The sequence below is a fragment of the Kushneria sinocarnis genome (assembly GCF_003633775.1).
Taxonomy (GTDB): domain Bacteria; phylum Pseudomonadota; class Gammaproteobacteria; order Pseudomonadales; family Halomonadaceae; genus Kushneria; species Kushneria sinocarnis.
Genome location: NZ_RBIN01000003.1, coordinates 321833 through 345239 on the forward strand (window position 1 = coordinate 321833; position 23407 = coordinate 345239).

The window sequence follows — 23407 nt, forward strand, 5'->3', positions numbered from 1 at the left end:
GGGCATTTCGACCCGGACAGTAACTTGTTGGGTCCCGCTGAATGGGACAATCGTATTGCTATCATGGCGTCAACCTGGTACCCGGGTCGTCATCATCTGCCGACAGTGTTCCCCTTTATTTTCGCTCCATCAAGCGAAACCGGCCCGAGCAATCCCTTGAGACTGCGTTGGCGGCACAAAGTTCCGTGTTAACATCATCGGGAAATTCGCCCGTTCTCCGGGGCAATACGGACTTACCGCTCGACACTTGCCCGGCACCCATCGTACAGGTCCATCATGTCCGAACAGAGAATCAACAACCTGAACGTTACCGCCCAGGATGTGCTGATCACCCCTGACGCCCTCAAGCGTGAGGTCCCGCTCAGCGAATCCGCGGAAAACACCGTCATCGACAGTCGCGAGACCATTGCCCGGATCCTGGATGGCCGCGACCCGCGGCTGCTGGTGGTCATCGGCCCCTGTTCGATTCATGACGCGGAGGCGGCCCGGGAGTATGGCCGGCGACTGAAGGCACTGGCCGACAGCGTCAGCCACAGCCTGTTCATCGTCATGCGGGTCTATTTCGAGAAGCCACGCACCACCACCGGCTGGAAGGGATTGATCAACGACCCCCATCTCGATGACTCGTTCGCCATCGAGGACGGTCTGCATATCGCTCGCGGACTGCTGGTGGAACTCTGCGAAATGGGTCTGCCGCTGGCCACCGAAGCCCTCGATCCCATCTCGCCCCAGTATTTGCAGGACTGCATCAGCTGGTCGGCGATCGGCGCCCGTACCACCGAATCCCAGACCCATCGCGAAATGGCTTCCGGACTCTCCGGGCCGGTCGGCTTCAAGAATGGCACCGATGGCAGTCTCGACGTGGCGGTCAACGCCCTCAAGTCGGTGGCTCACCCGCACAATTTCCTTGGCATCAACCAGCAGGGCCAGGTCTCGATCATCCGGACCCGAGGCAACCCCTGGGGTCATGTCGTGCTGCGCGGTGGCAATGGCAAGCCCAACTATGACAGCGTCAGCGTGGCCCTGGCCGAGCAGGAGCTGGAGAAGGCCGGGCTGAGACCCAATCTGATGGTCGACTGCTCACACGCCAACTCCAACAAGGACCCCTCGCTGCAGCCACTGGTACTGGACAACATTACCCAGCAGATTCTCGAGGGCAATCGTTCGATCATCGGCGTGATGCTGGAGTCCCACCTCGGCTGGGGGGCGCAGAAACTGCCCGATGATCCCGCGCAGCTCGAATATGGTGTCTCGATTACCGATGCCTGCATCGACTGGCCGACAACCGAACGCATCCTCACCGACATGGCCGACAAGCTGGCCGAGGCGCTGAAGGGGCGTCTGGCCGGCTGAGTCCCTGCCGGCCCACCCCGGCATGGCGCCTTGAGCGTCATGCCGGTGGCCCGCCGAGGATTCAGGCCGAAGCGCTGCTGGCCGCGGTTTCGATATCACGCTCGAAGGGTGGCAGTGCATCCAGCAATGCCTTGCCGTAGCGTCGTGTCAGCACGCGCCGGTCAAGCAGCGTGATGCGCCCGGAATCAACCTCCTTGCGGATCAGCCGGCCACAGGCCTGTACCAGCCGAATCGAAGCGTCCGGTACCGAGATACGCATGAAGGGATTGCCCCCGCGCGACTCGATCCACTCCGCCATCGTCGCCCCCACCGGATCATCCGGCACCGAAAACGGCAGGCGGGTAATGATGACGTGCGTCAGGTACTCACCAGGCAGATCGACCCCCTCGGCAAAGCTGGCCAGACCGAAGATGATGCTCCCCTGACCGGCATCCACCCGGGCCCTGTGCTGTCTAAGCAGTTCGTGACGTGGCAGCCGATCCTGGCAGAGCACCCGCGCGGCCACGGCCTCGGTCAGCGATTCGGCTACGGCACGCAGCTGCCGGCGTGATGAGAACAGCACCAGTACCGCTTCATCGGCACCCAGCGCATCGACGAAGTCGACGATGGCGCGCTCGTGCCCCTGACGATCCGACGGATCAACCGCCGCCACCGGGACCGACAACCGCGCCCGGGAGTAATCAAACGGACTGGGCAGCGCCTGGTAACGATAACGACTGGCCAGCCCCGCCCGCTCCTGAATGCGATCGAAACGCCCCAGTGCCGTCAGCGTCGCCGATGTCAGCACGGCACCATAACAGCTGCCCCACAGATAGCGTGCCAGCGTTGGTGCGGCACTGACCGGGCTGGCCGAAAACATGATTTCGCCTTCCTGGGCACCGCGCTGCTGAAAGGAGAGCCAGCGGGCCTGGGGCGGCTCATCCTCACCGCGCTCGTCACTGGTGAAGGCCGTCCACAGCTCGGAGGCCTCGAGCGCCCGACCATGCAGCAGCGCCACCAGGGGCAGCCACTGCTCGGCCTGCTCGCGATCCAGACCGGTGGCCTTTTCGGGATCAAGACTCTCGCGCAGTATCTCGCTGATACTCTCGAGATGCCGCGACAGCTCGGCGAACGGCGTCACCAGCTGCTGCACCACCGTCAGCAGGGAGTCGGGCACCACCCCCAGCGGAAAGCGGTGATGCACACTCTCCTGCTCGCTGGCCGGCAAGCCTTCGGCATACTGCTGGGCCAGGCGGGCTACCTCACCCAGCTTCGGTTCCAGCGTGGCCAACAGGTCAGGGAACTCGCCCAGCAGGCGTGCCACGGTGGGCTGACTGCCCAGCGCCGTGGTGAGCTCGTTGAGCGACTTCTTCAGCTGGCCCAGCCAGCGCAATGCCGCATTGATGCCTAGCCGGTGGTAGAAGTGATCCAGGGCCTTGTCGGGCAGGTGGTGCCCTTCATCGAAGATGTAGATGCACTCCTTCGGCGGAGGCAGCACCATGCCTCCGCCGAGCGACAGATCCGAGAGCACCAGATCATGGTTGGCCACGATGACATCGGCTTCATCCAGACGGCGCCGGGCCCGGAAGAAGGCGCAGGCCCCGAAATGACCACAGCGACGATTGGTACACTGCCGGTGATCGGTGGTCAGTGCCCGCCAGTGGCTGTCGTCGATACTTCCGTGCCAGCTGTCACGATCGCCCTCCCACCGACCAGCGGCATAGGCATCGGCCATCTCGTGCGCCAGCTCGCCCAGCGCCTCCCGGTCCGAGTGCAGCTGCTGTTCGAACATCGACAGGGTCGGATTGGCCTCGGCACCATCCATCACCTGTTCGAGTTTCGACAGGCACATGTAACGACCGCGTCCCTTGGCCAGCGCGTAGTCGAACGTCAGCCCGCTGTGCTCACGCACCGTCGGCAGATCCTGATGCAGCACCTGCTCCTGCAGGGCCACGGTTGCCGTCGAAATCACCAGTCGCTTGCCGTGGGCACGCGCGATGGGCAGCGCCGCCAGCAGATAGGCCAGCGTCTTGCCGGTACCAGTACCGGCTTCGAGCACACAGACATGCTCGTTGCTGGTGCGGCACCCGCTGTCGTCACGCTCGATATCACCCAGCGTCCGGGCAATCTCGGCGATCATCAGCCGCTGGCCGTAACGCGGCCTGAGCTCCAGCGCCTCCAGCACCTTCCGGTAGGCCTCCTGGATCTCGTCCTTCAGAGCCGTATCGAGCATTCAGGCTCCCTGTCGGCAGGCTTGCCGTACATTACTGCTGATCATCAAGCAGATGGGCCGGCGGCTGTTCACAGGGCAGCTTGTCATCGATGAAGCGCTCGATCTCGGGCAGCGCAAAGGCATCCTCTTCGCCCACGAAGCTGATCGAAGTGCCCTGGGCACCGGCACGGCCGGTCCGGCCGATCCGATGGACATAGTCCTCGGGGTCTTCCGGCAGGGTATAGTTGATGACATGGCTGACATCGCTGATGTGAATGCCGCGCCCGGCCACATCGGTCGCCACCAGCACCGCCACTTCACCTTCGCGGAAGCGCTCCAGCGTCTTCAGCCGCTGTTTCTGCGGCACATCGCCGGAGAGCATGGCAACGCTGATGCCGGCCTCGCGCAGCTGCGCCTCGAGATCGCGCACATGGTCGCGCCGATTGGCGAACACCATGACCCGCTCAAGCTGTTCACGCTGGACCAGCCGTGTCAGCACGCCGAGCTTTTCGCTGTCACTGACCAGATAGACCCGCTGATCGATGTTGGGCGCCGCGCTGGTATCCACGGCAATCTCGACATGCTCGGCCTCATGGGTCCACTGTGCGGCCAGGTTGAGAATATCGCGGGTAAAGGTCGCCGAGAACAGAAAGGTCTGACGCTCCTCCGGACGCGGCGTGGCACGAATGATGCGCTTGACGTCGGGAATGAAGCCCATCGACAGCATGCGATCGGCCTCATCGAGCACCAGCACCTCGACCTGGGAGAGATCGGCATCGCGCTTCTGGTGGAAATCCAGCAGCCGGCCTGGCGTGGCCACCAGAATATCCAGCGGCCTGGTCAGACGCTGGCGCTGCTTCTGATAGTCCATGCCTCCCACGGCGCTGGCCACCTTCAGTGACGTGTGCCGCATCAGTGCCCTGGCATCCTTCTCGATCTGCAGTGCCAGTTCACGGGTCGGAGCAATGATCAGGGCGCGTGGCGCACCCGGCTTCTGGCGGCCCGGCGCCTCTTCCTCGAGGAAGTAGGCCAGAATCGAGATCAGAAAGGCCGCCGTCTTGCCGGTCCCGGTCTGTGCCTTGCCCACGACATCGCCACCCAGCAGGGTATGCTTGAGTGCTTCCGCCTGGATCGGGGTGCAGTACTCGAACCCCTGGTCGATGATGGCACGCATCAACGCCTCGGGCAGCTCGAAATCCTGGAAACGCCACTGGCCGGCTACGGCCGGAGGCTGATAGCCGGAGAGGTCAACCTGGCCGCCACGCGACTTGTCACGGCCACCGCGGCGTGTCTTGCGCCGGCGACGCTTGGGCTTGCGGTTGCCAGCTTCGCTCGACTCGTTGCCAGCGCCCTCTCCGGCTTCACCCTGGGAACCGGTTGTCGCCGCAGCGGCAGGCTGCGCTGCCTGCTCGCCGGTCTCGCTGTCACTACCGGCCTCCTGCTGCGCGGACTTGCCGGAACGACCGCGCTGACGCGATGGTTCACTGCCCTTCGAGGACGAGTCGGTCGTCTCGGCTGCCGGCCCTTGCGATGAAGCGCTCTCCTCTTCCCCGGCCTGTGACGAGGCTGCCTGAGACGTATCGTCTTCGTTGCCTGCAGTTTCCTGCGTCGCCGATGCCGCGTCCGCCTGACGCCGCTGACGCTGACCGCTGCGTGAACGACGATTGCTGCCGCTGCGCCGGTTACCGCCGTTGTCACCGCTCTCGGCCTGCTGCCGTGAGGATCCGGAAGTACCTTCGCTGCCGGCATCGGCCTGCGCTTCGGGCTGTTCGGCAGCGGTCTGCGCCCTGCTGGCGCCATTGCTGTCAGCGCTAGCGGCCGAAGACACCTGCGAGGCTTCCGCCGGCGACTCATCGCGCTCGGCCGAGGGGGAGTTTCGGGTACGTGCCGCGCTGCTGCTGCGCTGCCCGGAAGATTCGGCCCCGCCATTGTCCGACTCGGTACCGCGTGCAGGGACGTCATCGGCTACCGCCGAGGGCTCGACTGTCGAGGGCGCGGCCCCGGCCTGCTGCCGCACGGTGCGACTGCCTGCTGCCTGCTGATCACTGCCCTGGTGCTGATCACTGCCCTGGTGCTGATCACCGCTCTGGTGCTGATCACTGCCCTGCTGCTGATCACCGCCCTGCTGCTGATCGCTCCCGGCATCCGCCTTGCGGGCACTGCTCGTCTGCCGGGCAGCAGCCCCATCGTCGGCCGGGGCAGCCGCGGCACCGGCCTGCGCAGCGCTCGACTCATCGGATGGCGATGAGGCCGGTGCCGGCCTCTTCGGATCATTCGATTCCGAAGAAGGCTGCGCCGCCTGCCTGTCTGCTTCGGCATCGCGGGCACTCGACCGCTCGCTATCGCCTGACTCATCACTTGATGCAGGCTGCCTGTTCGGGGTCGTCTCCGCTGAAGCGTCGCTGTCGCGCTGGCGGCTTCGTTCGGATGCCTCCCGATGCTCTTCGTCAGCCACCGGTCGCTCAGCCGATGTTTTCGATCCGCGGGAGGGGGTGTTCTTGTCCGACTCGCTCATATGCCGTCGTTCACCTTTCAAGGTATTGAAGCCGGCTGGCGGGCTGTACGCCTGCAATGGCGTAAACCGGCCTCGGAGCGCTGCCGCGCTCGACGAGACCGGCTGCTGGCCGCTGCCCCGAAGGGGGCGCGGCAGGCGACCCGCTACAGCCGCATGACTCGCTAGCCGGCGTATTGTACCAGTCTCGCGCCGTACTCGCGCCTGTTGTCAGCGAGGTACTGTCCTTTCCGATCACCACAGTGTATCGCAACGATTTCCGCCCGGTGCACTGCTCCTGGTAGAATCATTCGGGACAGCAACAGGAGTTGGTCATGACCAGACGCAAGAAGACCCGATCGATCGCCGACAAGGTGACGATTCGTACCGGACGACGCAAGGATTACCGCAAGTGGCGGCATGACAATCCCGAGGCCGTACGCTCCAGCGATCGCTTCTCCAGGAAAAAGCAGCAGCAGCGCAAAAGCCAAGCCGCACGCAAGCAGGAACGTCAGCGCCGCGAGGCCGCCTCGCTACCGCTGCACAGTGACAATGATCGGGAAACCTGAAGATCATGCGACTGGTTTCTTTCAACATCAATGGCGTACGTGCGCGCCCGCACCAGCTTCAGGCTCTGGTGGAACAGCACGCCCCCGAGGTCATCGGTCTGCAGGAGACCAAGGTTCAGGACAGTGAATTTCCGCTCGCCGAGATCGAAACACTCGGTTACCACGTCCACTACCACGGCCAGAAGGGACATTACGGTGTTGCCCTGCTGACCCGCACCATGCCGGAGGCCGTTTTCTACGGTTTTCCCGATGACGACGAGACAGCGCAGCGGCGCATGATCGGCGCTCGACTGATGACCTCCCGGGGGCCGCTGACGGTCTGGAACGGCTACTTTCCGCAGGGGGAAAGCATCCATCATCCGGTCAAGTATCCCCACAAGCGCCACTTCTACCAGCAGCTCACGCGTCTGCTCGAGGAGGATACGCCGCGTGACGAGGCCGTGGTGGTCATGGGGGATTTCAACATTTCGCCCACTGACAGCGATATCGGCATCGGTGAGAGCAACCGTCGCCGCTGGCTGCGCGAAGGCAAGACCAGCTTTCAGCCCGAGGAGCGTGAATGGCTGGGTCGCATTCATGACTGGGGCATGACCGACAGCTATCGCCATTGCCATCCGGCAGTCGATGATCGCTTCAGCTGGTTTGACTATCGCTCGAAGGGGTTCGAGCGCGAACCCAGGCGAGGCCTGCGTATCGATCTCATCCTGACCAGCCAGCCCTTGCTGGAGCGGGTGCGCGATACCGGGATCGACTACGAGCTGCGGGCCATGACCAAACCTTCCGACCACGCGCCCGTATGGGTCGATCTCGAGACCTGACAGACAAAATCGCCACGGCCCCGAGCGTCAGCCCGGGGCTGCGGCAGGCTTATCGCGCTTTTTTCCGGAGTGCGAAGCACCACCCGCCCCCTCGAGCGCCTGTAGCCAGGCGCGGGCCTGATCGGCACTGTCGCCCTGCTGCGCGGCCTGACGGAAGGCCCGGCGAGCCTGATCATCCTCTCCCAGCTCATGGGCCGCCACGCCCCTGAGCAGCCAGAGCCGACCCGGCTGCTCGGCGCCCTGTTGCAGGGCCTGCTCCAGGGCCTCTATCGCACGCTGCCAGTGTCCCCAGCCATAGGCCAGTTCGCCCAGCTGACGCCAGTCGGCGGCCTCACCTGTACGTTCGGCCAGGCGCTGCCAGGCCTCCAGGGCCCTGTCACGTACCCGTGCCCGGGTCCAGGCCTGAGCCAGCAACCGGCGGTGCTCGACAGTGTCCTTCAACTGTTCATTGCTCAGGGCCGCATCCAGCAGTTCACCGGCACGTGCCGGCGTGCCACCGGCCATGTGCAACCGGATGCGCTGCATCAGATCATCGCGCCCCTGCAGGATGCCGCGCTGCCAGCCGGCCTCCCAGATGGCAGCCGCCCGACCCGGTTGCCCGCTGCGCTGATAGAGCGCAGCCGCACGCCGCCAGTCTTCGGGGTCGGCATCCTGTTCATCCAGCTGCGCTTCGATCATGGCCACCGCTGCACCACTGTTGCCGGTATGCTGATAGACGGTTGCCGCCAGCTGGCGCTGCTCCGGACTCAGTGACGCTGAATCGCGACGCGCCTGATCGATCCACTCGCCGGCGGCCTGCCAGGCACCGCGCTCGGCATCGACCTGCGCTGCCGACCAGAGCGCCCCGGTAGGCAGTGAAGCCTGCCCTGCCCAGCGATGATACAGTCGCGACGCCTCATCCAGCTGATCCGCACGGGCGCGCAGCGCCGCTTCCTGCTGGAGCCATTCCAGCCGTCTGGCATAGGGGGCCACCTCCATGCTGCGGGCCTGCGACAGCAGCTCCGCCGCCTGAGCGGGGTTGCCTTCACGCCTCGCCGCGCTGGCCGCCAGCTGCAGATAGAGCGCCCGGGCCCAGCCATCGGCCCCGCTGTCATCCAGCCGCTCAGCCCGGGCCTGCCCCTCGCGCAGCACCTGCCCGGTATTGCCCGCCGAAAGCTGCTGCTGCAGCTGCTGCAATTGATTCACCGTTGCCTGTGGCAAGGCCGGGCCATCCGCATGCGCCGGCAACACCAGCCCCATCATCAACACCAGCACGGCACTGGAGCAAGACAGCCAGCGCAGGGCGGTGCCGACGGCAATCCGAAACCTTCGACCGGGTTCAGTCACCATGCCCTGACTCCTCAATTCAGTTCGAAGACCAGCTTCTGGCGCGTGCGCACCGGCTGATCCTGCGCCTGATAGGTCGACTGCGAGACGGCCTGGCGCGCCGAATCGACAAAGATATCCCCGGGCCGCGAATCCACCACGCGAATGGAGTCATTACTGACATGACCATTCGGACGGATCACGAACTCCAGCACCACGTAGCCCTCCTGACCCCGCCGGCGGGCACGCATGGGATATTCCGGGCGCACCTGGTTGGTGGGTTCTGCCGAAGCCATCGGTGCCTGACTTTCGGCAGGCGCACCGCTCTGCTGGCTGGCTGGTGACGAGGATGCCTGCTGCGCGCTGTCGGACGACTGCTCGGCATCCGCCTGCTGCGTGGACTGCTGCGACCGGGGCTCGCGACTGGGCTGCTGCTCGGGTTGTGGCTGAGGATCGGGCCGGGGCTCCGGCTGCTGCACATCCAGCTGTGGCAGCGCCTCATCCGGCGAGACTTCGGGCTTCGATTGCGGCGGCAGCGGTGTCTGCTTCAGGGCTATATCGCTTTGCACATCGGAGGCGGGCTGCGGTGCCGCTGCCGGCCGCGGTGGCGCCGCCGGAGTCGAGGCGCTGGTCGCCGAAGAAGGCGTTTCGCTGCTCTGCGGTGCACTGTTGCGTGGCGCATCCACCATGGCCACCGACAGCTGCTTCGGCGGCTGACGAGGCGCCTGTGGCGGCGCCACCAGCAGCGCCAGCCCCAGAAACAGTGCCAGCGCCAGCACCATGCCGCCGGCCAGTGCAAGCAGTCGCCGCATCAGTCGCCTCCCTCCGAGGCGGCCACGGCAATGTTGTCGACACCGGACTGACGAATGCGATCCATGGTGCGAATCAGCAGACCGGTCCGGGACTGTTGGTCGGCCTGGATGACCACGCTGCCATCACCGTCGCCCATGGCACCGGAAACCGCCTCGCCGACCCGATCGGCATCCACTGCTTCACCATTGACCCAGATGGCCCCTTCGGGCGTGATCGCCACCATGACCTGGGCATCCGGCCGGGCACTGGCAGTGCTGGCCTCGGGACGCTGGATATCGACCCCGCTCTCCTTGACGAAACTGGTCGTCACGATGAAGAAGATCAACATGATGAAGACCACATCGAGCATCGGGGTCAGATCGACCCCGGCTTCCTCTTCCTGCTGCATGCGACGTCTACGCATGACGGTCCTCCACGGCACGGGCGAGCCGATCATGCAGACGCTGATCCTCGCGGCGTACCAGATATTCGAAACGGCTGGTAAACAGCAGGCCCACCACGGCCACCGCCATTCCCGCCAGGGTAGGCAGCGTGGCGCGGGCCACGCCATCGGACATGCTGCGGGCCTGGCCGATGCCGGTCAGCGAGAGCGAGTCGAACACCTGAATCATGCCGGTGACCGTGCCCAGCAGCCCCAGCAGCGGACAGAGCGCGACCAGCAGCTTCAGCCACGGCAACGGACTGCGCAGCGACGCGAGCAGCTCCCGGCACCAGCATTCCCTCAGGGTACGGGCACTCCAGCTGACATGTTCGTGACGCGCCTGCCAGCGTTCGATCAGCGCCCGGCGTTCGTGGCGATAGCGCCGCTGCCAGTACAGCAGCCGCTCGATGCCGAGAGCGAACATCACCATGGCGGTCAGCGCGATGGCAACCAGAACCGGCCCGCCGGCCTCGACCAGACGAACAATGGGGTCAATGACCTGATCCATGCTCTCTCTCGCGATGCTCCCGGACATCCGCGGCCAGCGACTGCTCCTGACGATCGAGATATTCCGCCAGAGCCGCGCTGGCGCGGCCTTCGACGCTGTTCATCAGCCGCCGGCTGCGACTGGCCAGTGCGGTATGGGCAAACAGCAGCGGAATGGCCACGATCAGCCCGATCACCGTGGTCACCAGCGCCTGACTGATGCCGCCCGCCATGACCTTCGGATCGCCGCTGCCGAATACGGTGATCGACTGGAAGGTCCCGATCATGCCGGTGACCGTGCCCAGTAGCCCCATCAGCGGGGCAATCGCCGCCATCACCTTGATCAGCGCCTGCCCCCGTTCCAGTCGCGGCTGCTCGGCCAGCAGCATCTCGTCGAGTCTGGCCTCGAGCACTTCGGGATCATGATAGCGCCGGATACTGCGAAAGCGGGTCAGGACACGACCGAGCGGATTATCCTCCTGCAGATGATCCAGGTTCCTGACCTGACGGCGCAGGCGGCTACCGGTTACCAGCAGGTACCCCAGCTGCACCAGCGCTGCCAGAAGCCCCAGCGCACCCAGCGCCAGAGTGACATAACCGATCACACCCCCCTGGCCCAGACGCTCCAGCAGCGTGGGCTGCTGGGCCAGCGCCCGGAGTACATCCCCCTGGGTGGGATCGACTGTAACCCGCCCCTGGCCATTTTCGGCAAAGTCGGCCAGCTGACTCGCTGCCGCTCCTGGCGTGTGTTCGGCCACTGTCAGGGTCTGGCCCTGTTCGGGAAGCTGAAGCAGATCGGGCGGACTGAAGGCATCCACACCGCCGACCCGAATCACCGGCCGCTGCCGTACGCTGCCATCCTGCCCCGCTACCGCCCGGGTTTCGCGGGTCACGCTGCCGCTGGCGGCGATCAGCGATGCCATGCGGTCGGTATAGCCTTGCAGATCCGTCAGCGAGGGAATGGCATCTTCTTCGATCGCCTGCGGCAGCCGATCGGACTCTCCCAGCATCAGCCAGCTGCCCTTGAGCTCATCCCGGGTCCGGTCGATCTGCTGACGCAGTACATCAAGGACCGGCATCAGGTCGCCGCTGCCCGACTGGCGCTGCTGGCTGATATCCTCGAGCGCCTGCTGCTGCTGCTGACGCCGTTGCTGAAGCTGCTGCTGACGCTCTCGGGCCTGCTCAAGACGCTGCTGCGCCTGTTGCACGGCCTGACGCAGCTCGTCACGGTTGTCGAGCAGCCGGGAAAGACGCTCGCTGTCGCGCTGCTCGGCCGCCCGGGCCTGCTGCTGATACTGCTGAACCACCTGGTCAAGCGAGGGTGCCGCCCAGCTTCGGCCCATCATCAGCATACCGGCAGTCATCATCACTACTGCCCATATGACACGACGCCCGACATGCCCACTCATGAATCGCTCCCGTTATTGCCCGCGGCGGATGCCGTACCACTCCGACGGTCACTTTCCGGCCTTTCGTCATTTTCCGTCGAAGCGCTGCTGCTCTCCCCGGCACTGTCGGATAGCGCAACCGACAGCGGCAGGGAGAGCAGTTCGGGACTGCGCTGATCATTGGCAATCTTCACGCCCCGGCGCACCTCTTCCAGTGCATCGCCGTCAAGGGGCTGCCACTCACCGCTGCCGGCCTGCCAGATACTGCCGCGATGACCGTCCAGCGTCAGGTAGTACCAGCCCACGCGACCCAGTCTCAGATACTGCACCCGGGTGTCTGCATCACCGTGCAGCGGCCCCTGCCATGCTTCGATGCCGGTACCGTAGTCCAGCTCCTGCTGCCAGGCGGACAGTACCCGCTTGAGCTTGTCGGCCCGGGACATCGAAGCCTCGCCCAGCATGCGATCCAGGCTGTCGAGCCGAGCCATGCGCTCACGCTGGTGAAAGGGGATGTCCGCCCTGACCAGCGCCCGAAGCTGTTTCACCATATTCTGGAGGGTGGCGGGCAGCGCCTCATCCGTGGCATCCATCGAAGCCAGCGCCTGACGCTGCCGTTCGATGCGCTGCTGCTGGCGCTCCAGCATCGGCGCCACGGTCCGATTGTGCTGCTCGAGCCGGTCCGCCGATTCGCGGGCATCCCGCAGCTGACGCAGCAGCTCCCGGGTTTCATCATCGGCGTTATCGATCTTCTGCTGCAGAACCTGCTGTTGCTGCTGATGCTGACGAGTGGCATCACGTACCGGTGAATCGGCTTGGGCAGGCATTGCGGCAGCCATCGTGCAGGCCATGCTCAGGCAGGCTGTCGCCAGCCGCCGGACACCGGGATCATGCAGTAATAACCTCACTCGGTTCTCCTGAAAGACAGCCAAACTCGGATTTCAGCTCGCCATGATTCGAACACGATGCAGCTCCATGGCACTGGCCGCCATGGCACACGCTGACCGGCAGGATGGGACTGCTCGTTCGGAAATCAGGGCAGCGCGACAGCGCCTCTGAAAATTGCCTTCCAGGGTAATAGAAACAAGAACAATTATCAATTGTTGTTGATCAGCATTGGCAGCAGCACCTCCGTCATGATGGCCGGATACACTACGGGCTGCTCCGTCGGGAGCAGCCCGTAATGCCTGCCATTATCTGCTGGCGTCGCACCTGCCCCGTGACGCCCTGTCAGGGATGAAACGGCATCATCGACGCCGGATGCCGGACGCCGGGGTCACGACTCATGCCGAGGAAGCTTCTCGACCAGCTCCGGGAGGATCTCGAACAGATCGGCGACCAGCCCGTAATCCGCCACCTGGAAGATCGGCGCCTCCTCGTCATGATTGATGGCCACGATTACCCGGGAATCCTTCATGCCCGCCAGGTGCTGAATCGAGCCGGAGATGCCCACTGCAATATAGAGCTCCGGCGCCACCATCTTGCCGGTCTGACCGACCTGCATGTCATTGGGCACGTAACCGGCATCCACGGCAGCCCGCGAGGCGCCGATACCGGCCCCGAGGCGATCGGCCACGGCCTCGATGAGGCGGAAGTTGTCGCCACTGCCGAGGCCGCGGCCACCGGAGACAACCACCCGGGCCGACGAGAGCTCGGGCCGTTCGCCGCTGACCAGCTGCTCATCGACCAGACGCGACAGTCCGGTATCCTCCCCCGCGGCCAGCGCTGCCACGGGGGCCGCCTCCTGCGCCCCCACGGCATCGAAGGCAGTCGGCCGGATGGTCAGTACCCGCAGCGCATCATCACTCTGTACCGTAGCCAGTACGCTGCCGGCGTAGATCGGTCGCACGAAGGTATCGGGGCCCTGAACAGCCACCACCTCGGAGAGCTGGGCGACGTTACACAGTGCCGCCACACGCGGCATGATGCTGCGCCCGGTAGTGCTGGCCGCCGCCAGCAGGTGGGTATACTCCCCGGCCATGCCGGCCACCAGGGCCGCGGTGTTCTCGGCCGCGGCATGATCGTAGTGCGCTGCCTCGCAGCAGTGCACGCGCTGTACACCGGCCAGCCGCGCCACCTGCTCGGCAGCACGCTCGGCGCCACTGCCGACAACCAGCACCTCGATCGCTTCCCCCAGCGCGGCTGCCGCAGCCACGACCCGTGCGGTAGCGGCATCCGGTTCGCCACTGCTCTGCTCTGCCACGACCAGGGTGCGGACGGTCTGTTCACTGCTCATCAGATCACTCCGGCTTCGTTCTTCAGGCGGTCTACCAGTTCATCCACGCTATCGACCCGTACCCCGGGCTGCCGCTCGGCGGGATAGTCGACACGCAGGGTGCGTACCCGGGGGGCCAGATCGACACCCAGGCTCTGCGCCGCGCGCGACTCGATCGGGCGCTTTTTCGCCTTCATGATATCGGGCAGTCGGGCAAAGCGTGGTTCATTGAGGCGCAGATCGACACTGATCACGGCAGGCAGCTGCAGTGCCAGGATGCGTAATCCACCGTCGATCTCGCAGGTCACCGTAACCGACTCGCCCGCCACCCTGATGTCGGACGCATAGGTGGCCTGCCCGCATCCCAGCATGGCGGCCAGCATCTGCGCCGTCTGGTTGTTGTCGGAATCGATCGACTGCTTGCCCAGCAATACCAGCCCGGGCTGCTCTTCTTCGACCACCCCGGCCAGCAGACCGGCCACGTGCAACGACTCCAGGGCCTCATCATGCTCCAGGTGCAGCGCCCGATCCGCGCCCAGCGCCATGGCCGAGCGCAGCTGTTCCTGAGCAGCCTTAGGTCCGATGGTGACCGCCACCACCTCGCTGGCAATGCCCTGCTCCTTGAGCCGCACGGCCTCTTCAAGCGCGATCTCGCAGAAGGGATTCATGGCCATCTTGGCATGCGCCAGATCGACGCCGGCATGATCCTCGCTGACGCGTACCCGAACGTTGTAATCGATGACGCGCTTCACCGCGACGAGTACTTTCATGACACCCTCATGAGTTGGAAAAACTTGCCGGCGCGACGATACGAGCGCCGGGAAGCGCCCGCTCGCCACGCTCGACAGACGGACCAGCGAAGCCGCGTTCCGGGCTATCGCGGGCAGTGTGTCTCGACATGTCCGATGGGCGATGTGTTGATGGCAGCAAAAAATGGCACAATCGGTATGGCACTGCCATCACTGCCGAACATATCGCGTCAGCACGGCAGTGTAACATGCCGGATGGCCATGAGCCGGTCCCCCTGTCTCGCCCACTTGTTCATCAGAGAGTAGCTGGTTGCCCATGACTGCAACGGATTTCGCGACCTCCCGAATCGACACCCCGATCGAAGAGCGGGAGAGCATGAGTTTCGATGTCATCATCGTGGGTGCCGGTGTGGCCGGCCTTTCCGCGGCCTGTCGGCTGATGCAGCAGGCCGAAGCGAACGGTAGCGAACTCTCCGTCTGCGTCCTGGAGAAGGGAGCGGAAGTCGGTGCGCATGTCCTGTCCGGCGCGATATTCGACCCGCGCGCCCTGACCGAGCTCTTCCCCGACTGGGAGACACTGGGCGCACCACTACATACCCCGGTCGAGCGCGACGAGTTCTACCGTCTCGATGAAGTGCAGGGCAGCACGCTGCCGGCAGCGCTGCTGCCGCCCTCGATGCACAACAGCGGCAACTACATCATCAGCGCCGGCGAACTCACCCGCTGGCTGGGCGAACGGGCCGAAGCGCTGGGCGTTGATATCTTTCCCGGATTTCCCGCCCAGTCGCTGCTGGTCGATGACGGCGGCGGCATTGCCGGGGTCATGACCGGCGACATGGGAGTGGACCGCGACGATCAGCCGAAGGCCACCTTCATGCCGGGCATGGCGCTGTACGCCCGCTATACCCTGTTTGCCGAGGGATCACGCGGCCATCTCGGCCGGCAGCTGATCGAGCGCTTCGAGCTTGACCGCGACAGTGACCCGCAGCACTACGCCATCGGCCTCAAGGAGCTCTGGGAGGTACCCGCCGAGCAGCATCAGCCCGGGCTGGTCGTGCACGGCGTGGGCTGGCCGCTGCAGGGCAATGCCCAGGGCGGCTCGTTTCTCTATCACGGCCCCGATCGACAGGTGATGGTCGGTCTGATCATCGATCTCAACTATGCCAACCCCTGGCTTTCGCCCTTCGACGAATTCCAGCGGCTCAAGCATCATCCGAACTTCGCCCGCCATCTCGAGAGCGGCCAGCGCATCGGTTTCGGCGCGCGCTCAATCACCAAGGGTGGCTACAACAGCCTGCCACGCATGGCCTTCCCCGGCGGGCTGCTGATCGGCTGTGACGCCGGCACACTCGACTTTTCACGCATCAAGGGATTGCACACGGCGATGAAATCGGGACTGCTGGCCGCCGACAGCGTGACCGAGGCCTTGCAGATGGGCGATGACGCGCCGTCTACACTGACCGATTACGGCCAGCGTCTCGAGCAAAGCTGGCTGGGCGAGGAACTGCGGCGCAACCGCAACTTCGGCCCCGCCCTGCACCGCTTCGGCGATACCCTGGGTGGTGCCTGGAACTGGCTCGATCAGAAGCTCGGCGGACGCCTGCCGGTTCTCCATGACCGCACCCGCGATCACGAAGCCATGGAGAGCATCGAGCAGCATGCGCGCATCGAGTACCCGCGCCCTGACAACCGGCTGTCGTTCGACAAGCCGAGTTCGGTTTACCTCAGCAACACCAACCATGACGAGGATCAGCCCAGTCACCTGCGGCTGAAGGATGACCGCATTCCCATCGAAACCAACCTGCCCCGTTACGCCGAGCCGGCCCAGCGCTACTGCCCGGTCGGCGTTTATGAGGTGGTGGAAAACGAGCAGGGCGCCCGCTTCCGGATCAACTTTCAGAACTGCATTCACTGCAAGACCTGTGACATCAAGGATCCGTCACAGAACATCGTCTGGACACCGCCGGAAGGCGGCGGCGGGCCCAACTACCCGCACATGTAACCGACCGGCCGGCCGGCTTCAGATATCCGGACGGCGGCTCGGATGTTCGGTCGCCACCGGCCGGCTCGGGTCACTGCTCCACTCGCTCCAGGAGCCGGGATAAAGCTTCGGCAGTGGCCGGCCGAGCGCCGCGTGCGCCAGAATGATCAGACAGGCACTGATGCCTGAACCGCAGTAGGCAATACTCTGCTGTCCGGTGGCCGGCAACAGCTGTTCCAGTTCGGCACTGTCGATCAGGCAGCTGGTATCGTCCAGCATCGAGGCACCCGGCAGATTGTGCGCCCCGGGGATATGACCGGCGACCGGATCGATCGGCTCGTTGTCACCGCGATAGCGGGTCGCCGGACGGGCATCGAGCAGCAGCGCGTTACCGCTGGCCACCTCATCGGCAGACGCGATCATGTCGTGGTTGAACTCCGGCTGCCAGCCGCTCGGCGTCGGCAGCGGGGTCTCGCCGCTCTCCAGCCGCCCGCCATCGGCCTGCCACACCTGAATGCCACCGTTGAGCACATGCACGTTTTCGTGCCCGGCCCAGCGCAGCATCCACCACGCCCGGGCAGCGGCCAGCTGGCCACCGGCATCGTCATAAACCACGACCCGCACGCCGGGATCGATCCCCCAGTGCTGCAGGGTCTCTTGCCACTGCGCCGGGGCCGGCAGCGGATGACGCCCGCCATGGGCACCACCCGGCGGTGCCGACAGCTCGCGGTCCATGTCAGCGTGCAGCGCCCCCGGCAGATGCCCTTCCAGCCACATCCGGCGGCCGGCTTCGGCATCATCCAGCCGTGCCCGGCAGTCGAGAATCAGCAGCGGGCGTGGGTCACGCTGCCAGAGTGCCAGCGTGGAAATATCAATCAGGGCAGCCATGGCAATCCTTACTTGTTGACAACGCGTTCAATGGGCGCGCGGGCCGCTACCAGCCGGCGACGCCCTGCTCGACTGAAACTGACCTCCAGAATACAACGCTCCCGTTCGCCTTCCACGATTTCAATCGCACCTTCACCGAAAACGGCATGATGAATGCGCTCACCGGGTCGCCATCCGGATACACCGGCCGCATGCGTCCCGCCGGACCGTGATTCGCCAGCCGTTACCGTCAGGGGACTGCCCACGGCCTGCAGGTAGCGCTGTACCAGTGCCGGCTGCGATACGGCAGGTGTGCTGCCATCATACGCCTTCAGCTGCCGATCGATACGCATGCAGTCCGGCCAGGCGGTTTCGCCGATGAAGCGGCTGGCCTGCCGCTGCCCGCCATCCCGGCAGAGCAGCAGCGACTCCCGCGCCCGGGTAACACCGACATAGAAAAGCCGGCGCTCCTCCTCCAGGGCCGCATCACTCAATGGCGCTTCGCGGCTGTAGGCCGGGAAATCCTCCTCGTTGAGGCCCCATAACACGACCATGGGCCACTCCAGCCCCTTGGCACCGTGCACCGTGGAGAGCAGCACCCCCCCTTCGGCCACCTCGACGGGATTCTTGAGCAGCGCGATAAAGGCCGTGGGATCATCCGCCAGCTCACCGGCCTGCTCGATCAGTACATCCAGCAGCCGGATATCCTCCTCTCCCTTGTCGCGTCGGGCCGCGGCACGACGCAGCAGCTTTTCGGCATCCAGCGTATCGACCACGTGCGCAAGCAGCCGGGCCGGTGACCAGGCAGCAAGTGACGGCAGGTCACACAGTAATGTCCAGCGCTTCTTGAGGTTGCGCCGCTGCACGGGACGCAGGCCGCTCAAGAGCGGCGAATGCTTGTCCGGCCACTGCTGATGTTCCGCCAGCTGCTGGCAGAGTCGCTCGAGCCGCTCGCGTGCCACGAAGGTCGTGGGCTGCTCGAACAGCAGCTGCAGATGCTGCGGGTCGCGCAGCAGCGAGGCATCCATGGCCAGCTCCAGAAAGCCGGCAAGCGCTCGCACCAGCGGCAGACGAAACACGAACCGATCCTCGCGCCCGAGCCGAAAGGGAATGCCCTGGCGCAGGAAATGCAGCTGCACCGGCACCGTCAGCGTCCAGCTGCGTACCAGAATGGCTACTTCATCCAGCCGTCGGCCACCGGCCACCCAGTGCTGCACCTGCTCGATCAGCGCGCGGGTGCCACTGCACTGATCGATCCGGGTCACCGGATTATCGGGGGCCGCCAGCGTCAGCTGATCGGGACGGCGCTGATTGGCAAGAATGGCGTGGTTGGCCACCAGGGCCAGGGCATGACCATGGCGAAAGGTGAAGCTGAGAGCATAGTCACGCGGTCTGCCAAACAGCGCTTCGAAGCGCTCGCCCATGGCATCGGGACGCGCCCCTCGCCACTCGTAGATGCACTGGTTGGCATCGCCGACCGCCATCACGCTCGCCCGGCCCCCGCTCAGCATCGCCAGCAGCTGCAGCTGGGCCTCGTTGATGTCCTGATACTCATCGACCACGACATGATCCAGAAAGCCGCCGACCCGATCGCGCAGGGCCCGGTCGCGCCGCAACGCTTTCAGTGGGCGATAGAGCAGATCGGCATAGGTCATCAGCCCCTGACGCTCGAGCAGGCCCTCGAGCGCCCGGCAGGCCGCCGGAAAGTGACCGGTATCGCTGCCGTAATCCAGCCGCTCATAGAGCCTTTCAGGCGCACAGCATTCCGCCTTGACCAGATCACAGAACTGGGTGAGGGTTTCCAGCCGTTCGGTTTCAAGTGCCGTTTCCAGGCGCTCCGGGTCATCCTCGAGCACCTGCTGCAGGGCCTGCTTGAGGAGCCGCTCATGCTGCCAGTCGGCTTCCAGCAGCTGTCTCGGTTCCAGCACGCCCCAGCGGGTCAGGGTCGTGGTCAGCCGGTGGCCGATGGAGTGAAAGGTCCGCACCCGCGGCAGCTCGGCACCGGATGGCGCATGCTGCTGCAGACGGCGGGTGAAATCCTCGCGCGCCGCGCGGTTGAACATCAGCACCATCAGCCGCCCAGCCGGCACCCCGCATCCCAGCAGATACAGCACCCTGGCCACCAGCGTGGCAGTCTTGCCGGCCCCTGCCACGGCCATCACCCGGGCATGGCCCTGGTCGTGATGAACCACGGCATGCTGCTGCTCGGTCAGTTCCGGATCGGTTGCCGCCACGCTCTCCCCGTTCAAGCGGATGTGCCCCGGGGCGGGGCATCAATCATGTCCGGCGGCGGATAGCCCAGCGGCTGCCAGACACCGTCACTTTCCAGGCCGAGTTCATGACGGTCCTCGATCAGGCGAATCTCGCCCTGCTCGATCAGGGTCATGAAAACACTGTTGCCGAGCCGGGCATGCAGGCCGAAACGCACTGCCACGGTCGGAGGCCGCTCCTTTTCGTCGCGCTCGAGCCGGTGCGTGGCCCCCAGCGCCAGACGGTCCCCCGTGCCGGTGGTCAGCCACCAGACCGGCACGCCATGCTCATTGACCTCTCGCCGGGCATCGACGATCAGCAGGGGATGATCCTCGACCCGGATACGCCACTTCTCCACCGGCGTGAGCAGATAGTAGTCACCGTCCGACTCCCGGCGCAGTAATCTGGAAAGCTGGCGCATCACGCGCGGATGCGACACGTGACGCCCCTCGTGCCACCACTCGCCACGCCGATCGATACGCATGTCGATATCGCCGCAGAAGGGAGGCTGCCACTCCATGAGGGGCGGCAACTGCTCCTCGTCATCGGCCAGCGCTTCGATCCAGGCCCCGAAGGGAAAGGATGTGGACATGCAGCCTCCCGCTTGCTCAACCGTCGACGGACTCCGGCACAGCCTGCCGGAACAGGCGATAGAAATTGGATGTGGTCTGCATGGCGACCTCATCCAGGCTGATACCGCGTACCCGAGCGATGGTGCGCGCCACCTCGATGACATGCCCGGGCTCATTGGACTGCCCCCGATAGGGTACCGGCGCCAGCCATGGACTATCGGTTTCGATCAGCAGCCGATCGAGCGGAATGACGCGAGCCAGCTCACGGACCGACTCGGCACGGGCGAAGGTCACGATACCGGAGAGCGAAATGTAAAAGCCCATTCCGATCGCTTCCCGGGCCATGTCGAGATCCTCGGTAAAGCAGTGCAGTACCCCGCCGATGGCGGGGTCACTGTAGCGCGCGATCATTTCCAGAGTGGCATCGCGTGCACCCCGGGTATGAATGCTGACCGGCAACTCGGCACGCGTGGCAGCCTGCAGGTGGGTGGCAAAGCGGGCGAGCTGACGTTCACGGTCGATACGCGGCTGCGCCGAGCCCTCGGCCGGCAGGAAATCGAGGCCGATCTCGCCGATCGCCACCGGATCAAAGCGTTCGATGGCCGCCTCGACCTCCTCGAGAGTCATCTCCCGTTCGGGATCGGCCAGCGGATGCACCCCGCCGGCATGGACGATCTCGTCATGACGCCGTGCCATGGCCACCAGAGCGGGAACGCCCGACCAGTCGGTAGCCACGGCCAGACAGCAGCGTACGCCATGGGAGCGGGCTCTGGTCAGCGTCTCATCAAGATGACCTGATCCGTCATCGTGCCCGGCCACGCCAAGCCGATCCAGATGACAGTGGGAATCGACCAGGCCGACTCCGTGAGAGAGTGTTTCGGATGTTTCTGCGGGCATGATCGGTCACTCAGAATGTATAACCGGAACGCGAAGGCGTTCCAAGGCCGTCAAGCAGGCGTTCGATCCGCAGCCGCAGCGCATGTTCGGCAGCATCGAAGTGCACCCCAATGCCGGCGGCCCGGCGGCCCGAGACCCCGGGTGGCGATACCCAAGCCACCACCCCCGATACCGGGATGCGCTCGCCTTCATCGGGCAGACGCAGCAGCAGATAGACGCGTTCGCCCAGTGCGTATCGCTCATCGGTCGGCACGAAGATACCGCCCTGCTCGAGCTGCGGCATCCAGGCCGCCTGCAGGGTCTCCAGCTCATCGAAAGCCAGCGATAGTGCCTTGTGGGACGCCATGGTTTCTCCTTGCAGGTCAGTAGGCCGGCTACACGTCACGGTCAGGAGCGCAGCAGCGCCGACCAGCGGATCAGCCAGGCTTCCAGTACCAGACGATCATTGGGGTTGCCGCCCGAGACCAGCAGGCGACGCTGTTCACGCGCATAATCGAGCAGCTTGAACCAATCCCTGACCCGCCCGTTCTTGACAGCCTGACGATAGAGCGGCATCAGATCCTCATTGCGAACATGACCGATTTCACCGGAAAGTCCCAGCCGAATCAGATCCTCCAGCCACTCGATACCGTACCACAGGATGGTTGCCAGCGGCTGGCGCTCCAGGCGGGCCGCCTCGCTGACCGGGTCGCCACCGCGCACCAGCGTCTCGAAGATATCCCGCAGCGTCTGACGCAGCTCGCGAGTCTCGCCTTCGGCCAGCGAGCGGGCCAGCAGCGGCTGCCCCCCTGCCACCTTCAGCCAGAACCCGGCCTCTTCCTGCTCGCCGAGCACCTCCCCGAGCCAGGCCAGGCACTGCGCCTGGTCGGGCAGCGGAAACTGCCACTGCTGACAGCGGCTGCGAATGGTCGGCAGCGCCCGGGAGGGCGTATCACACAGCAGCAGGAAGAGGGTGCGCGCCCCGGGCTCTTCCAGACTCTTGAGCAGCGCATTGGAAGCCGACACCGTCATGTTTTCCGCCGGCGCAATGCGAATGACACGATAACCGCCCTGCTGCGCCGTCTGGGAAACGAAATGATTGATGTCGCGGATACTGTCGATGCGGATCAGCTTGCCACTCTCGGCAGGCGAGATATCAAGCAGATCGGGGTGATGGCCTGCCTGCAGCATGCGACAGGCATGACACTCACCGCAGGCCAGCTCACCCGGCGCATGGCAGAGCTGTCGCGCCAGCAGTGCCTCGGCAAAACGCTCCTTGCCCACGCCGGCAGGGCCCGACAGCATCAGCGCATGCGGCATGCGCTGAGCATCCGCCAGGCGCAGGTAGTGTTGCCAGAGTTCATCCTGCCAGGGCCAGGGCGACAGTGACAGGGCCTGATGTTCCCCGCCCGCTGAAGCTACTGCCATTGTGCGAGCCGCTCCTCCAGCACCTGCCTGATGCCGGACTGCACCTCTGCCAGGGGCCTTGCTGCATCAATCACGGCAAAACGCTCGGGAGCACGGGTGGCCCGCTGTCGATAGCCGTCACGCACCCGTTCGAAAAAGCGGGCGCCCTCCTGCTCGAAACGATCCGGAGCAGCACCACGGGCACGAAGGCGCTCACGCGCCGCTGTCACGGGCATATCCAGCAGCAGGGTCAGATCGGGCTGCAGCCCCTGCTGCACCAGACCTTCCAGCTGCTCGATACGGGCGGAATTGCCTCCCCGCGCCGTCCCCTGATAAGCGAAGGTGGCATCAGTGAAACGATCACATACTACCCAGTCTCCCCGTGCCAGCGCGGGCCGGATCACTTCCGCCAGGTGCTGGGCACGGGCGGCGAAGACCAGCAGCAGCTCACCGAGGTCATCCAGCGGTTCGGTCTCATCCGGATCGAGGAGCAGACCGCGTATCGCCTCGGCGCGTGGCGTTCCTCCCGGCTCCCGGGTGACCACGACCCGGATACCCTGCTCCTGCAGCAGGTCACGCACAAAGGCCACGTTGGTGCTCTTGCCGACGCCTTCACTGCCCTCGAGGGTGATGAAGCGCCCGTTTGCGGTGGTCATGC

The 23407-nt window shown here is 65.1% G+C and carries 20 protein-coding genes and 1 pseudogene; 4 read left to right on the forward strand and 17 right to left on the reverse strand.

Features of this window, described 5'->3' with window-relative positions; all coding sequences use genetic code 11:
* The first annotated feature begins 276 nt into the window (after positions 1–276).
* A complete protein-coding gene (locus tag C7446_RS06310) occupies positions 277–1353 on the forward strand; it encodes a 3-deoxy-7-phosphoheptulonate synthase (protein WP_121172241.1) in 1077 nt (358 codons plus the stop codon).
* Positions 1354–1414: 61 nt separating this feature from the next.
* On the opposite strand, the gene dinG is transcribed toward C7446_RS06310, so the two are convergent.
* Together dinG and C7446_RS06320 are read right to left on the reverse strand one after the other, a co-directional pair.
* Positions 1415–3565, reverse strand: coding sequence for an ATP-dependent DNA helicase DinG (gene dinG, locus C7446_RS06315; RefSeq protein ID WP_121172242.1), 2151 nt, complete (start codon positions 3563–3565; stop codon positions 1415–1417).
* Between the two features lie 31 nt (positions 3566–3596).
* Positions 3597–4880, reverse strand: a pseudogene (locus C7446_RS06320) (DEAD/DEAH box helicase); the annotation flags it as partial.
* A gap of 1490 nt (positions 4881–6370) precedes the next feature.
* Here C7446_RS06320 and C7446_RS06325 point away from each other — a divergent pair.
* Together C7446_RS06325 and xthA are read left to right on the forward strand one after the other, a co-directional pair.
* The gene (locus C7446_RS06325; RefSeq protein ID WP_121172243.1) at positions 6371–6604 is read left to right on the forward strand and encodes a hypothetical protein; all 234 of its coding nucleotides are present in this window, start codon (positions 6371–6373) and stop codon (positions 6602–6604) included.
* Between the two features lie 5 nt (positions 6605–6609).
* Positions 6610–7422, forward strand: a complete 813-nt coding sequence (gene xthA, locus C7446_RS06330; RefSeq protein ID WP_121172244.1) for an exodeoxyribonuclease III — start codon at positions 6610–6612, stop codon at positions 7420–7422.
* 27 nt (positions 7423–7449) lie between these two features.
* On the opposite strand, the gene C7446_RS06335 is transcribed toward xthA, so the two are convergent.
* From C7446_RS06335 to C7446_RS06370, 8 genes are all read right to left on the reverse strand, one after another.
* Positions 7450–8751 (reverse strand): tetratricopeptide repeat protein, encoded by a 1302-nt coding sequence (locus tag C7446_RS06335; RefSeq protein WP_121172245.1) that lies wholly within the window; start codon positions 8749–8751, stop codon positions 7450–7452.
* Positions 8752–8762: 11 nt separating this feature from the next.
* The gene (locus C7446_RS06340; RefSeq protein WP_121172246.1) at positions 8763–9539 is read right to left on the reverse strand and encodes an energy transducer TonB; all 777 of its coding nucleotides are present in this window, start codon (positions 9537–9539) and stop codon (positions 8763–8765) included.
* Positions 9539–9943 (reverse strand): ExbD/TolR family protein, encoded by a 405-nt coding sequence (locus C7446_RS06345; RefSeq protein ID WP_121172247.1) that lies wholly within the window; start codon positions 9941–9943, stop codon positions 9539–9541. Before C7446_RS06345 ends, C7446_RS06340 begins: the two co-directional genes overlap by 1 nt.
* A complete protein-coding gene (locus C7446_RS06350; protein ID WP_121172248.1) occupies positions 9936–10469 on the reverse strand; it encodes a MotA/TolQ/ExbB proton channel family protein in 534 nt (177 codons plus the stop codon). Before C7446_RS06350 ends, C7446_RS06345 begins: the two co-directional genes overlap by 8 nt.
* Positions 10453–11856 (reverse strand): MotA/TolQ/ExbB proton channel family protein, encoded by a 1404-nt coding sequence (locus C7446_RS06355; RefSeq protein ID WP_121172249.1) that lies wholly within the window; start codon positions 11854–11856, stop codon positions 10453–10455. Before C7446_RS06355 ends, C7446_RS06350 begins: the two co-directional genes overlap by 17 nt.
* A complete protein-coding gene (locus C7446_RS06360; protein ID WP_121172250.1) occupies positions 11853–12683 on the reverse strand; it encodes a DUF3450 domain-containing protein in 831 nt (276 codons plus the stop codon). Before C7446_RS06360 ends, C7446_RS06355 begins: the two co-directional genes overlap by 4 nt.
* A gap of 425 nt (positions 12684–13108) precedes the next feature.
* Positions 13109–14068, reverse strand: a complete 960-nt coding sequence (locus C7446_RS06365) for an electron transfer flavoprotein subunit alpha/FixB family protein (protein WP_121172251.1) — start codon at positions 14066–14068, stop codon at positions 13109–13111.
* Entirely contained in the window at positions 14068–14817 is a 750-nt protein-coding gene (locus C7446_RS06370; RefSeq protein WP_121172252.1) for an electron transfer flavoprotein subunit beta/FixA family protein, read from the reverse strand. The genes C7446_RS06365 and C7446_RS06370 overlap by 1 nt, the downstream gene beginning before the upstream one ends.
* Positions 14818–15112: 295 nt before the next feature.
* On the opposite strand from C7446_RS06370, the gene C7446_RS06375 reads away from it, so the two are divergent.
* Positions 15113–16798: an electron transfer flavoprotein-ubiquinone oxidoreductase gene (locus tag C7446_RS06375; RefSeq protein WP_245977727.1), complete on the forward strand. Its 1686-nt coding sequence runs from the start codon at positions 15113–15115 to the stop codon at positions 16796–16798.
* A gap of 18 nt (positions 16799–16816) precedes the next feature.
* Here C7446_RS06375 and C7446_RS06380 read toward each other — a convergent pair whose 3' ends face one another.
* Genes C7446_RS06380 through tmk form a run of 7 tightly spaced genes read right to left on the reverse strand, consistent with a single transcriptional unit; the run spans position 16817 to position 23405 of the window.
* Entirely contained in the window at positions 16817–17665 is an 849-nt protein-coding gene (locus tag C7446_RS06380; protein WP_121172253.1) for a sulfurtransferase, read from the reverse strand.
* Between the two features lie 8 nt (positions 17666–17673).
* Complete coding sequence (locus C7446_RS06385) at positions 17674–19878, reverse strand: ATP-dependent helicase (protein WP_281272341.1); 2205 nt, start codon at positions 19876–19878, stop codon at positions 17674–17676.
* A gap of 11 nt (positions 19879–19889) precedes the next feature.
* Complete coding sequence (locus C7446_RS06390; protein ID WP_121172254.1) at positions 19890–20486, reverse strand: DUF1285 domain-containing protein; 597 nt, start codon at positions 20484–20486, stop codon at positions 19890–19892.
* 16 nt (positions 20487–20502) lie between these two features.
* Positions 20503–21363 (reverse strand): TatD family hydrolase, encoded by an 861-nt coding sequence (locus C7446_RS06395; RefSeq protein ID WP_121172255.1) that lies wholly within the window; start codon positions 21361–21363, stop codon positions 20503–20505.
* 10 nt (positions 21364–21373) lie between these two features.
* The gene (locus C7446_RS06400; RefSeq protein ID WP_121172256.1) at positions 21374–21709 is read right to left on the reverse strand and encodes a PilZ domain-containing protein; all 336 of its coding nucleotides are present in this window, start codon (positions 21707–21709) and stop codon (positions 21374–21376) included.
* 41 nt (positions 21710–21750) lie between these two features.
* Positions 21751–22770 carry a DNA polymerase III subunit delta' gene (locus tag C7446_RS06405; RefSeq protein ID WP_121172257.1) on the reverse strand — a complete coding sequence of 340 codons (1020 nt, stop codon included), beginning with the start codon at positions 22768–22770 and terminating at the stop codon, positions 21751–21753.
* A complete protein-coding gene (gene tmk / locus C7446_RS06410; protein ID WP_121172258.1) occupies positions 22761–23405 on the reverse strand; it encodes a dTMP kinase in 645 nt (214 codons plus the stop codon). Before tmk ends, C7446_RS06405 begins: the two co-directional genes overlap by 10 nt.
* Between the last annotated feature and the right edge of the window lie 2 nt (positions 23406–23407).